General features: G+C 61.7%; 13 protein-coding genes. 8 read left to right on the top strand and 5 right to left on the bottom strand.

The window, feature by feature from the left end; translation table 11 throughout:
• Positions 1-3 precede the first annotated feature (3 nt).
• Together aroB and WI754_RS00730 are read left to right on the top strand one after the other, a co-directional pair.
• Complete coding sequence (gene aroB / locus WI754_RS00735) at positions 4-1,137, top strand: 3-dehydroquinate synthase (protein WP_349435665.1); 1,134 nt, start codon at positions 4-6, stop codon at positions 1,135-1,137.
• Entirely contained in the window at positions 1,134-2,450 is a 1,317-nt protein-coding gene (locus tag WI754_RS00730) for an HlyC/CorC family transporter (RefSeq protein WP_349435664.1), read from the top strand. The genes aroB and WI754_RS00730 overlap by 4 nt, the downstream gene beginning before the upstream one ends.
• Positions 2,451-2,482: 32 nt before the next feature.
• Here the strand turns inward: WI754_RS00730 and WI754_RS00725 are convergent, their stop codons facing one another.
• Both WI754_RS00725 and WI754_RS00720 read right to left on the bottom strand, forming a co-directional pair.
• Positions 2,483-4,027 carry a caspase family protein gene (locus WI754_RS00725; protein ID WP_349435663.1) on the bottom strand — a complete coding sequence of 515 codons (1,545 nt, stop codon included), beginning with the start codon at positions 4,025-4,027 and terminating at the stop codon, positions 2,483-2,485.
• Between the two features lie 266 nt (positions 4,028-4,293).
• Positions 4,294-4,575, bottom strand: a complete 282-nt coding sequence (locus WI754_RS00720; protein WP_112847049.1) for a BolA family transcriptional regulator — start codon at positions 4,573-4,575, stop codon at positions 4,294-4,296.
• A gap of 151 nt (positions 4,576-4,726) precedes the next feature.
• Here WI754_RS00720 and WI754_RS00715 point away from each other — a divergent pair, with 151 nt between their 5' ends.
• From WI754_RS00715 to WI754_RS00700, 4 genes are all read left to right on the top strand, one after another.
• Positions 4,727-5,362 (top strand): DnaJ domain-containing protein, encoded by a 636-nt coding sequence (locus WI754_RS00715; RefSeq protein ID WP_349437684.1) that lies wholly within the window; start codon positions 4,727-4,729, stop codon positions 5,360-5,362.
• A 90-nt stretch (positions 5,363-5,452) separates the two neighbouring features.
• On the top strand, positions 5,453-6,448 hold the full coding sequence (gene cobS / locus WI754_RS00710; protein WP_018327789.1) for a cobaltochelatase subunit CobS: 996 nt from the start codon (positions 5,453-5,455) through the stop codon (positions 6,446-6,448).
• Between the two features lie 3 nt (positions 6,449-6,451).
• Positions 6,452-8,353, top strand: coding sequence for a cobaltochelatase subunit CobT (gene cobT / locus WI754_RS00705; protein ID WP_349435662.1), 1,902 nt, complete (start codon positions 6,452-6,454; stop codon positions 8,351-8,353).
• A 122-nt stretch (positions 8,354-8,475) separates the two neighbouring features.
• Positions 8,476-9,471 (top strand): esterase-like activity of phytase family protein, encoded by a 996-nt coding sequence (locus WI754_RS00700; RefSeq protein WP_349437682.1) that lies wholly within the window; start codon positions 8,476-8,478, stop codon positions 9,469-9,471.
• Between the two features lie 70 nt (positions 9,472-9,541).
• On the opposite strand, the gene WI754_RS00695 is transcribed toward WI754_RS00700, so the two are convergent.
• The 3 genes from WI754_RS00695 to WI754_RS00685 form a co-directional block, all read right to left on the bottom strand.
• A complete protein-coding gene (locus tag WI754_RS00695; RefSeq protein WP_349435661.1) occupies positions 9,542-10,180 on the bottom strand; it encodes a queuosine precursor transporter in 639 nt (212 codons plus the stop codon).
• A gap of 163 nt (positions 10,181-10,343) precedes the next feature.
• Positions 10,344-10,640, bottom strand: coding sequence for a 50S ribosomal protein L28 (gene rpmB, locus WI754_RS00690; protein WP_026203698.1), 297 nt, complete (start codon positions 10,638-10,640; stop codon positions 10,344-10,346).
• A gap of 119 nt (positions 10,641-10,759) precedes the next feature.
• Entirely contained in the window at positions 10,760-11,008 is a 249-nt protein-coding gene (locus WI754_RS00685; RefSeq protein WP_349435659.1) for a hypothetical protein, read from the bottom strand.
• On the opposite strand from WI754_RS00685, the gene WI754_RS00680 reads away from it, so the two are divergent.
• Together WI754_RS00680 and WI754_RS00675 are read left to right on the top strand one after the other, a co-directional pair.
• Complete coding sequence (locus WI754_RS00680; protein ID WP_349435657.1) at positions 10,995-11,771, top strand: DUF3108 domain-containing protein; 777 nt, start codon at positions 10,995-10,997, stop codon at positions 11,769-11,771. The two genes, WI754_RS00685 and WI754_RS00680, sit on opposite strands and share 14 nt — an antisense overlap.
• Positions 11,772-11,798: 27 nt before the next feature.
• A complete protein-coding gene (locus WI754_RS00675; RefSeq protein WP_349435656.1) occupies positions 11,799-12,686 on the top strand; it encodes an EamA family transporter in 888 nt (295 codons plus the stop codon).
• The last annotated feature ends 2 nt before the right edge of the window (positions 12,687-12,688 follow it).

Here is a 12,688-nt window from a genome sequence, read left to right as displayed (position 1 = left end):
ACAATGACATCTGCCAGCCCATCCGCCGCCAAGCGCACCGTCCGCGTCGATCTCGGTGACCGCTCCTACGATATCCTCATCGGTCCCGGCCTGATCGCGACCGCAGCCGGCGAAATCGCGGCTCGGCTGAAGGGCCGCAGGATGGCGGTCATCACCGACGAGCATGTTGCGCCGCTCTACCTCGAACCGCTGATGACGAGCCTGAAGGCGAAGGAGATCGAGGCCGTGTCGCTCGTCCTGCCGGCGGGCGAAAAGACCAAGAGCTTCGAACACCTGATCCCCGTCTGCGATGCGATCCTCGGTGCGCGAATCGAGCGCAACGATGCGGTGATCGCGCTTGGCGGTGGCGTCATCGGCGATCTCACCGGCTTTGCCGCGGGTATCGCCCGGCGGGGGTCGCGGTTCATCCAGATCCCGACCTCACTGCTGGCGCAGGTGGATTCCTCCGTCGGCGGCAAGACCGGCATCAATTCGCCGCACGGCAAGAACCTGATCGGGGTCTTCCATCAGCCCGACCTCGTGCTCGCCGATACCGATGTGCTCGATACGCTGAGCCCGCGCGAGTTCCGGGCCGGTTATGCCGAAGTCGCCAAATACGGTCTGATCGACAAGCCGGATTTCTTCGCCTGGCTTGAAAAGAACTGGCAGGCCGTATTTGCCGGCGGCGACGCTCGCATCGAGGCGATCGCCATCAGTTGCCAGGCGAAAGCCGATGTCGTCGCAGCCGACGAGCGCGAAAACGGTCTGCGCGCGCTCCTCAATCTCGGCCACACCTTTGGTCATGCACTCGAAGCAGCCACGCAGTATGATGGCCGCCGGTTGGTGCACGGCGAAGGCGTTGCGATCGGCATGGTGCTGGCGCACCAGTTTTCGGCGCGCATGAACCTCGCAAGCCCGGACGATGCGACCCGCGTCGAGGCGCATCTGAAAGCCGTCGGTCTGCCGACCCGCATGAACGACATTCCCGGCACATTGCCGCCGGCGGAAAAGCTTATGGATGCGATTGCCCAGGACAAGAAGGTGAAGGGCGGCAAACTGACCTTCATCCTGACGCGTGGTATCGGCCAGTCCTTCGTCGCCGACGACGTGCCCGCCAACGAAGTGCTGCGGTTTCTTGAGGAAAAACATCCCAGATGACCATCGAAGCCGCAGTCGCGTTTCTGGCCGAGTACTGGCTGATAATCGTTTCGGTGCTCGGGCTGCTGGTGTTTTCCGCATTTTTCGCTGGTGCAGAAACAGCGTTGACGGCGGTGTCCCGCTCTCGCATGCACACGCTGGAAAGCAACGGCGATATCAGTGCAGGCATTGTGGTTCGGCTGATCGCGCGGCGTGACCGGATGATCGGAACGCTGCTGATCGGCAGCAATCTGGTGAACATCCTCGCGTCGTCGCTGACCACCAGTCTTTTCCTCGGGCTGTTCGGCGATTCCGGCGTGGCGTTTGCCACCGTCATCATGACCATTCTGCTCGTGGTCTTTTCCGAGGTTCTGCCGAAAAGCTGGGCGATCGCCGCGCCCGACCGGTTCGCGCTTGCCGTTGCGCCGCTGGTCCGGTTGTTGGTGATCGTCGTCGGCCCCTTGTCGAGTCTGGTCAATGGCATTGTACGGCGCATCCTTGGCTTGTTCGGCGTTAATCTCTCCTCCGAAATGCCGATGTTGACGGCGCACGAAGAATTGCGCGGAGCGGTCGACTTCCTCCACCGCGAAGGCTCCGTCATCAAGGCGGATCGCGACCGGCTTGGCGGCGTGCTTGATCTCGGCGAACTCGAGGTCTCGGACATCATGATCCACCGCACCTCGATGCGTGGCATCAACGCCGACGATGCGCCGGAGGTTTCGGTTCGCGCGGTTCTGGAAAGCCCCTATACCCGTATGCCGGTCTGGCGCGGCTCGACCGACAATATCATCGGCGTCGTCCACGCCAAAGATCTGCTGCGCGCACTCGCCGAGCCCGATGTCGAACCGGAAAATCTCGATATCGTCCGCATTGCGCAAAAGCCCTGGTTCGTGCCCGACACGACCAATCTCAAGGATCAGCTCAACGCCTTCCTGCGCCGTAAGGCGCATCTCGCCATCGTCGTCGACGAATATGGCGAGGTCCAGGGGCTGGTGACACTGGAGGATATCCTGGAGGAAATCGTCGGCGATATATCCGACGAGCACGATCTGGAAATCCAGGGCGTTCGCCAGGAGGCCGACGGGTCGATCGTCGTCGACGGCAGCGTGCCGATCCGCGATCTCAACCGTGCGCTCGACTGGAATTTGCCGGATGAGGAGGCGACGACGGTCGCCGGCCTGGTCATCCACGAATCGAAGACGATCCCCGAGGAGCGCCAGGCGTTCACTTTCTACGGCAAGCGCTTCATCGTCATGAAGCGGGTGAAGAACCGGATCACCCGGCTGAGGATCAGGCCGGCTGACGACGCGACGATGCCTCCGCCCCTGTCGTAGGGCGAAGGCCAGTCATCAGGGTCGGGCCCGGTTCAGCGGTTGCCGATGATCCCGCCAAGGGCGCCACCGAGCAGTCCGCCGGCGAATGCAGCACCCGCCGGGTCCATTCCACCTCTGCCGCGTTCAACCGGACCTTCGAATGTGTCTTCCGGCTGCTGCCGCTGCCGTTTGACGCGCTGCTGCGCCACCACTTTCTGGCGCGCCGGGGTCTGCGCCTTGCGAAGCGCTGTGGCTGCTTTCTTCTGCGCCTCATACTGCGCGCGAATCTGCGGCATCATCGGGTCGGTCTGGACGACGAGGAACATGTGCTGTTGCTGTGTCAGGTAGGTCGTTTCGACAAGCCCGTTCTGGCGCTGCCAGGCGCCGATCGCGCCGCGTGACCTGGCACCGAGTGCGCCGTCCGCACCGCCGGTGACATGGCCCAGTGCCCCGAGCCGCAGTTGCAGGTCGATCCGGGCGCCCTTGTCGAGGTTCAGCGCGGCTTCCGTTTCCGGCGTACCGACAGTCAGCTTGACGTCGTCCGGAACGGCAACGGCAGTTCTGATCTGCGATGCCGATGCGCTTGCTTCGCCGGCAGGGGCCACCGACGCAACGTCGGTTGTGGTCACCGTCTTCAACTGGTCGAGATTGAGCTTGGCAAGCGTGGCGAAATTGCCGTTCGGATATTGCTGCAGGTAGAGTTCGTAATGCGCCACGGTGTTGCGCTTAGAGGCTTCTTCCCAGAGCTTTTGCTCGACGGTCCAGTTGACGTCGGTCTTGTCGGACGAGGCGCTGGTGTTTGCGGTGGCTTTGACGTCCGTCGCCGGGGTCTGTGCCGCTTGCGCCGAGGCATCGCCGCCGATGAAGACTTCGCGTGAGAGGGAGGCATTGTGCCATGGACGCTGCGCGCCCCCCGTTGCTTCCGATACGTCGGCCCGCACCCGTGTCAGGGCGCTCTGGATTTCCAGCCCCGGCGTCGTCAGGTGCCGTGCAAGGGCTGCCGTGTAGGGGCTGTTGATGCCCTTGCCGTCATAGGCGACGGCGCCTGGATCGGTCGCATAGGCGATCAGCAGTCCGCCGGAACCCGTGCTCTGGCCATTGGCCTGCACCGGCGCCAGGCCGACGCCCATCGAGGCGGAGCGGCTGGCCGGCAGCACCTTTGCCAGCGAGCGGGCCAGCGGATTGTCGCGGCAGGCGTCTAGAATGATGATGCTGACGGCCGGATCCGGCGGCAGGGCGCCGAGAACCTTGTCGGCCGGAATGGTGCGGGTCTGAAGCTGCGCCGCCTTTTCCAGCTGTGCGTCGATCGGGACGAGATAGTTTCGGCCGTCCACCTGCAGCCCGTGGCCGGCATAGTAGACGATCGCAACCTCTGCGTCGTAGGCGATCTCGGTGAACTGATCGACCAGCGCCGTCATCGCCGCCTTGTCGAGATTCTCCCCGTCAAGTACGGTAAACCCCGCAGCGCGCAGCGTCTCCGACATCAACTTGGCGTCGTTTTTCGGATTGGGCAGCTCAACCGCGTGCTGATACGCGCTGTTGCCCATGACCAGCGCGACGCGTTTGCCTGGGGGCGTCGATGCCGATGCGTAATCCATTGATAAAAACGCGGCGACAAACGCCGCGACAAGCCCAAACCTCCTGAGCATAGTCTTGACCCCAAAAAACAAGGCCGGCCGGACAACCTGTGGTCGGCTGCGCCTTAAAGATGAAAATTTTCCGTATGTCGCAATTTCAACGGACCACGAGATCCGTCCATTTTTCACCCGCTACAATTGTAGGTGCGGGACCGAAAACCGTCAAATTCGGCAAGCGTCGAGTCTGGTGGGTTCAGTCAGGCATAGCGACAGGGTTAGCACGCCCGTTACCAGCGTGTTGTTTCCCCGGGAACAGCGGGTTCGACCGCAAGTGCATGCAACCCGGCGTCGAATTCCGGTTTCAGGAGATCGTTGATGGCCCGGTGGCGGGCGACGCGGCTCATGCCGATAAAGGCGCTCGAGACGATGCGCACGCGCATATGGGTTTCGCCGGTGCCGTGGAAATCCGGTTGATGGCCCGCGTGCAGGTGGCTTTCATTGATGACGATCAGCCGTTCGGGTGCAAAGGCCGCCTTGAGTTTTGTTTCGATGCGGCTTTGAAGCGACATGTTTTAGCCCCGTTTCTCTGGCTTTTCCGGTGCGTTGACCGCAGCCGAAAGATCCGTCCCGGATTGCTTTTTGCTCGGTGCAAAATGGTTTCACAAAGCCAGCAACATTCCGATTTGTCAATTCTTGTTGTGGTGCCCACAACACCCCATAATTAGCGCCATGAAACTCGATTCAAAATACTTCGATGGCATCCGGACCCGCCGCAAGGTGAACCAGAAACCGGAATCGATGGCCCCCAAATGCCAGTGGGACGGGTGCGAGGAAAATGCTGTGCATCGCGCGCCTGTGGGGCGCAATGCCGAGAACGAATATTTCATGTTCTGCTTCGAGCACGTCAAGGAATACAACAAGGGCTATAACTACTTTTCCGGCCTTTCCGACAATGAGATCGCGCGCTATCAGAAGGAAGCCCTGACCGGACATCGCCCGACCTGGACGGTTGGCGTCAACAAGAATGCCAAGAACGGTCCGGCGCAGTCGCAGATGCGGTCGGGATCAGCCGGGGCGCAGGCCCGCATGCGCGATCCGTTCGGCTTCGTCGACCAGGCGCGCACCCGCGCCGCCCGGCAGGAACCGCGCCTGCGCAAGCTGAAGACGCTGGAGGCCAAGGCCTTCGATACGCTCGGCCTGCATGCCAATGCCACAGCCGCCGACGTCAAGGCCGCCTACAAAGAGCTTGTAAAAAAGCATCACCCCGATGCAAATGGCGGAGACAGAGGCTCGGAAGAGCGTTTTCGCGCCGTGATCCAGGCATATCAATTGTTAAAACAGGCTGGCTTCTGCTAGTAACCCGTTTTATTACGGTCACACATTTAAAAGGCATAGACGCGACGCCCCCCACGAGAAAAATCAAGGGGCTTCCGTGCTGGAGACATGATGAGCAAGGTAGACCTCGATATTTCCAACCTTCCCGATACGACAGTTTCCGTCCGTGACGTTTTCGGTATCGATACCGATCTCAGGGTTCCGGCCTATTCCAAGGCCGATGCCTATGTGCCGGACGTCGATCCGGACTATCTGTTCGATCGCGAAACCACGCTCGCCATTCTCGCAGGCTTTGCCCACAACCGCCGTGTCATGGTGTCCGGTTATCACGGCACGGGGAAGTCGACCCATATCGAGCAGGTCGCAGCGCGTCTCAACTGGCCTTGCGTGCGTGTCAACCTCGACAGCCATGTCAGCCGTATCGATCTCGTCGGCAAGGACGCGATCGTCGTCAAGGACGGCATGCAGGTCACCGAATTCAAGGACGGCATCCTGCCCTGGGCTTACCAGCACAACGTCGCGCTCGTCTTCGACGAATACGACGCCGGCCGCCCGGACGTGATGTTCGTCATCCAGCGCGTGCTCGAATCGTCCGGCCGCCTGACATTGCTCGACCAGAGCCGCGTCATCCGCCCGCATCCGGCCTTCCGGCTGTTCGCAACGGCCAACACCGTTGGCCTCGGCGATACGACCGGCCTCTATCACGGCACACAGCAGATCAACCAGGCGCAGATGGACCGCTGGTCGATCGTCACCACGCTGAACTACCTGCCGCATGACAACGAAGTCGACATCGTCGCCGCCAAGGTCAAGGGCTTCACCAAGGACAAGGGCCGCGAAACGGTTTCGAAGATGGTGCGCGTCGCCGACCTCACCCGCGCCGCCTTCATCAATGGCGACCTGTCGACAGTCATGAGCCCGCGTACGGTCATCACCTGGGCAGAAAACGCGTATATCTTCGGCGATATCGCCTTTGCCTTCCGCATCACGTTCCTCAACAAATGCGACGAGCTCGAGCGGCCTCTGGTCGCCGAACATTATCAGCGCGCCTTCGGTGTCGAGCTGAAGGAAAGCGCTGCCAATATCGTGCTCGAAGCCACGGCCTGATCCATGTCGGGCCGCGGCGACAATTCGAAAGCAAGGCCAACGGGCGTCGTCGATGTCGAACCGTTCCGCCGCGCGCTGACCGGCTGCATCCGCTCGATCGCCGGCGACGCCGAAATCGAGGTGGTGTTTGCCAACGAGCGTCCCGGCCTTGCCGGCGAACGTGTGCGGCTGCCGGAAATCTCCAAGCGCCCGACCCGGCAGGAACTTGCGGTAACGCGCGGGCTCGGCGATTCCATGGCGTTGCGCAAGGCCTGCCACGATCAGCGCGTCCATGCGACCATGTCGCCGCAGGGGGCGGATGCGCGGGCAATCTTCGATGCGGTGGAGCAGGCGCGTGTCGAAGCGATTGGTTCGCTGAGGATGACCGGGGTCGCGAGCAACCTCACCTCCATGCTCGAAGAGAAATATGCCAGGGCCAATTTCGGCAATATCGACCGGCAGGCGGATGCACCGCTGGAGGAAGCGATTGCGCTGATCGTGCGCGAGAAGCTGACGGGCCAGAAGCCGCCCGCCTCGGCTGGCAAGGTGCTCGACCTCTGGCGCGATTTCATCGAGGAAAAAGCCGCCGCCGACATGAAGAACCTGCCGGCCGCCGTCAACGACCAGCAGGCCTTTGCCCGCGTCGTGCGCGACATGCTGACCTCCATGGACGTTGCGGAGAAATACGGCGACGATGACGTCGAGCCTGATGATCAGGATACCCAGACCGACGAGGACCAGCCGCGCAGCCAGGAGCAGGATGAAAACAGCTCCGACGAGGATGCCGGCTCCGACGCCGCCCCCGCCGACGAGAACGAATCTGCCGACGAGCAGATGGACGAAGGCGAGATGGACGGCGCCGAGATCTCCGAAGACGAGATGTCGGATGACGGCGAGGATGACAGCGAGACGCCCGGCGAGGTCAAGCGACCGGCCCATCCCTTCGACGATTTCAACGAGAAGGTCGATTACACCGTCTTCACCGAGGAATTCGACGAGATCATCTCGTCCGAGGAACTCTGCGACGAGGCCGAGCTCGACCGTCTGCGCGCCTTCCTCGACAAGCAGCTGGCCCATCTTCAGGGTGCCGTCGGGCGTCTCGCCAACCGGCTGCAGCGCCGCCTGATGGCGCAGCAGAATCGCTCCTGGGAATTCGACCTCGAAGAGGGCTATCTCGATTCGGCGCGCCTGACGCGCATGATCATCGATCCGATGCAGCCGCTCTCCTTCAAGCGCGAGAAGGACACCAATTTCCGCGATACGGTGGTGACGCTCTTGATCGACAATTCCGGCTCGATGCGCGGCCGGCCGATCACGGTTGCCGCCACCTGCGCCGATATCCTTGCCCGCACGCTGGAGCGCTGCGGCGTCAAGGTCGAGATTCTCGGCTTTACCACCAAGGCCTGGAAGGGCGGGCAGTCGCGCGAAAAGTGGCTGGCGAGTGGCAAGCCGCAGACGCCGGGCCGCCTCAACGACCTGCGCCACATCGTCTACAAGTCCGCGGATGCCCCATGGCGCCGCGCCCGCCGCAATCTCGGCCTGATGATGCGCGAAGGGCTGCTGAAAGAAAACATCGACGGCGAGGCGCTGATCTGGGCGCACAACCGGCTGCTCGGCCGCTCCGAGCAGCGCCGTATCCTGATGATGATCTCCGACGGGGCGCCGGTCGATGATTCGACCTTGTCGGTCAATCCGGGCAATTATCTGGAGCGCCACCTGCGCGCCGTCATCGAGCAGATCGAGACACGTTCGCCGGTCGAGCTGCTGGCGATCGGTATCGGTCATGATGTGACGCGTTACTATCGCAAGGCGGTGACGATCGTGGATGCCGACGAACTGGCCGGTGCGATGACGGAGCAGCTCGCCTCGCTGTTTGATGACGAAAGCTCGAGGCGGCGAGGCGGGTCGATGCGGCGCGCTGGCTGAGACATTTCCTGACCGGGGCGGCGAGCAGCCCCGGCTTTGTTTGTGCATTGTCTATTTGAGTTTTCGAGGAGCAACATTGCATGCTCCGGGCCGGCCTGCCGGAAGGAATCCTATTGAAAGCGATACTGATCAGGGCCGCCGTTTTGTCCCTCACTCTCGCCGTGATTCCGGCCGCCGCCGCGTCCCTCCCGGCGCAGGAAAGCGTCCCGGTGGCAAGCCGGCAGATGGGGAATTTCAAGATCGGCTCGGACCAGAAACTGTTCGGAAAGCTGGAATTCATCGGCGGCATCGAGATGTCGTCGAGCAACGCCTTGCTGGGCGCAATCTCCTCGATCCGCTTCCGGCCGGACCGGAAATCCTTCCTCGCCGTCATGGATACCGGCCACTGGGTCGAGGGCGAAATCGCCCGTGACGGGCAAGGCCGGCTGGCAGGAGTGAGCGATCTGACCGTGACATCGATGATCGATCCCCATGGCCGGTCCGAGCAGGTAAAGGGGGACATGGACAGCGAGGGATTGGCGCTGCGCGACGGCGAGGCGCTAGTCGGCATCGAGCAGATGAATCTCGTCGAGGTCTATCCCGACCCTGGATTTGCGCGGTCGCGCCCGGTCGCGACGCTCCCCACGTTCATTCCGCCGAAATCCCTGCGCAGCAATCGAGGGCTTGAAACCATCGCCGTTTCGCCGAAGGAAAGCCCGCTTGCCGGTGGCGCCGTGGTCGTTTCGGAGCTCAGTCTGGACAAGGCTGCGCATATCTATGCAGCCGTTCTCGACGGCCCGCGCAAGGGCGTCTTCGGCGTCGTTCAGAAAAAACCCTTCGCCGTTACCGACGGCGCGTTCCTGCCGAACGGCGATCTTCTGCTCTTGGAGCGCCGCTTCAGTTTCGCCGAAGGCATCGGCATGCAGATACGCCGAATCAAGGGCGATGACATCAAGCCGGGCGCCGCGGTTGACGGCGAGATCCTGTTGCAGGCGGACATGGGCTATCAGATCGACAACATGGAAGGCCTGGATATTGTCGTGGAGCCCGGCGGCGACATCCACGTTATCATCGTTTCCGACGACAATCACTCGATCCTCGAGCGCAACCTGATGCTGGAATTCCGCCTGGTTCAGTGAACATTGGCAAGAAAAACCCCTGCCAACAATGGTGACAGGGGTCTGTATCTCCCGGAGAATTGCGCTCGTTTCAGGCGCTCGCCTTCAAGGCGGGCATCGGCTTGATGACGCTCATCAGGGCGCCGTAGGGCAAAAGCATGGCGAGGCCCACGATGATCTTGACGCCGAGATCGCCGAGCGCCCAGGAAATCCACCGCGGCGCTTCGGCCGTCATGACGCCGAGGATCGGCGCATTTTCCAAGGCGAACGGGTCGTTCGGGCCGAAGACCACAAAGAACGAGGCGAAGGCGAAGGAGAAGAAGATCGCCGTATCGAGGAACGAGCCGAACAGCGAGCCGATCAGCGGCGCGCGCCACCAGCTCTGCGCCCGAAGCTTGTTGAACACCGAGATATCCAGGAACTGGCCGAGCAGGAAGGCCGAGCCGGATGCGATTGCGATGCGCGGCGTGGCGATCAGCACCGATAAGAGGATGGCAACGGCAAAGCCGGCGATCACCACCTTGCGGGCGGTCTGCGGTCCGAACTGGCGGTTGGTGAGGTCGGTGACCAGAAAGGCGATCGGATAACTGAATGCGCCCCAGGTCAGGAGATCGCCCAGCTGCATGCCGGCGATCGAGCCGGGCAGGGGATACTGGACGAGGAAATTGGACGCCACGACGACGGCGGTCATCAGCGCGACATAGATCAGGAACGTGCGGTTTGTCAGCATTTTTTTATCCTGGGGTATGCCACCAGTTGGAGGAACATGGGTTCGCGATTTCGCCGCGTTTAAGCCCGGCAAGATTAGCGAAGATTGACTGAAACGTCAGACGAGAAAAAGGCTCGCCGGTCACCCAGGCAAGCCTCTCAAATCGGGATGCGCAATCTGCTGATTAAGCAGCGACTGCTTCAGCCGTCTTCTTGACGATCTGGCGGCGCAGCAGACGAGCGCGCATGGACAGTTCGGTTTCGTCAGCCTTGAGCAGGAAAGCGTCGAGGCCGCCGCGATGTTCGACCGAACGCAGGGCTGCAGCCGAAACGCGCAGACGGTAACGCTGGCCAAGCGCGTCGGAGATCAACGTGACGCTGCACAGGTTCGGCAGGAACTTGCGCTTGGTCTTGTTGTTTGCGTGGCTCACATTGTTGCCCGACTGGACGCCCTTGCCGGTCAATTCGCAACTACGGGACATGATGCACCTATTTTTCTTTTCGGCTTCGGTCCATGCGTTAGCGGGCCTAAGCGCCCAGGCCGCATTCCGTTGGCCATGATTGGAAAGTTGCGGTTCTATAGTCAGACAGAGCCGCGCCGTCAAGCCAAACCTTCGTTTTCCGGGAAAACTCTTGAAATCCACGCCGGTTTTACAAGGCCGGGAGAGCTTCGATTGTGGTTGGCAGCGTTCATATACATCTTTGACCGGCGCAATTCCACTTTGCTGCGCGGTGGGTTAAAGCTTGTGGCAAATGCAGGTCGCGCGGCGCAGAAATGCCGCAAACCCGCCGTATCTGCGACGGTTGCGTAAATGGGAAATGGAAGGGCTTGCGGAATGAACTGGCGCATCGGTATCTCGGCGCTTCTGGCTTTCGTCACGACGACGTTTTCCACAGGTCTGGCTCAGGCCGTCGAGCTGAAGCACAACACGGATTACAGCATTTCGCTGGCCGGCCTGCCGATTGCCAGGGCGTCGTTTCACTCTGAATTCAAGGCCGATCGCTACACGATCTCCGGCACGATGAATTCGGCCGGCCTCGCCGACATCTTCGCACAGACCTCTGGTCAAACTTCCGTTTCCGGCGTCGTCGGACGAGATCGTCTAAGCGCTTCGGAATATCGGGTGCGCTATCAGACGGGCAAGAAGGGCAGGGCGATTGACGTCCGTTTCAACAACGGGAACGTCCTGTCGGCCTCCATGAAGCCGGCCCGCCGGATTCCGAAAAACTGGGTGCCGGTCACCAAGGCCGACATGCGCAACGTCGTCGATCCGCTTTCCGGCCTGATTTTTCCCGCGGACACCCGCGTCTGCCCGAAGAGCGTGCCGATCTTCGACGGCGAATCACGGATGGACCTGAAACTCTCGGCTAAAGGCACGAAACCGTTCAAGACCGAGGGCTTCGAAGGCAACGTTATCGTCTGCGGCATCAAATTCGTGCCGAGATCCGGCTACCGTAAGGGGCGCGAGGACGTCGATTACCTGCGCAAGCTGGATACAATGGAAATCTGGTTTGCCAAGTCTGATGCGGTGAATGTATATGCTCCGGTCTATGTCCGGATCCCGACGCGGCTCGGGCCAGTCACAGTCTGGGCCACCAAATTCGGGGGCTGACGATTCTGTAAAGGCGGGGGCAGGCGCATGAAGGTCAAGGCAACGCTGATCGGTTTTTCTGCGATCCTGATGTGGTCACTGCTGGCCTTGTTCACGGCCGCCTCAGGCACCATGCCGCCCTTCCAGCTGTCGGCGATCTGCTTTTCCATCGGCAGCCTGCCGGGTATCGTCGTGCTGGCGCTGAAGCCGGAGCGGCTTGCGCTGTTGAAACAGCCGGCAAAAGTCTGGATCGTCGGTATTGCCGGGCTGTTCGGCTATCACTTCCTCTATTTCACGGCACTCAGAAACGCGCCCGCGGTCGAGGCCGGGCTCATCGCCTATCTCTGGCCTTTGCTTATCGTCGTCGGCTCGGCGCTGCTGCCGGGCGAGCGCCTGCGCTGGTATCACATTGCCGGCGCGCTATGCGGCCTTGCCGGTACCATCCTGATCGTCGCCCGCAATGGGGTTCAGTTTGATGACGCTTATGCCATGGGCTATGGCGCAGCGCTCGCCTGCGCCTTCACCTGGTCGGGCTACTCGCTGTTGACGCGGCGCTTCGATGCCGTCTCGACGGATGTCGTCACCGGCTTCTGCCTGGCGACGGCGGCATTGTCGTTCCTCTGCCACCTCGGCCTGGAAACGACCGTCTGGCCGGAGACGGCAACGCAATGGATCGCCGTTGCAGGCCTCGGGCTCCTGCCGGTCGGCGCTGCCTTCTACGCCTGGGATTACGGCGTCAAGAACGGTAATATCCAGATTCTCGGCGTCGCCAGCTATGCGGCTCCGGTTCTTTCCACGCTCGTCCTCATCGTGTTCGGCTTTGCCGAGCCGTCCTGGCGCATTGCACTCGCCTGCCTGTTCGTGACCGGTGGCGCCGTTCTTGCAGCCAAGGACGTCATTTTCCGCGATCGGGCAGCTGCGCAGCCCGCGGAATAGAG

Origin of the sequence: Pararhizobium sp. A13 (genome assembly GCF_040126305.1) — a bacterium.
Lineage (GTDB): Bacteria > Pseudomonadota > Alphaproteobacteria > Rhizobiales > Rhizobiaceae > Pararhizobium.
Note: the sequence above shows the minus strand (reverse complement) of the source record. Positions and strands in the feature narration are given on the sequence as shown.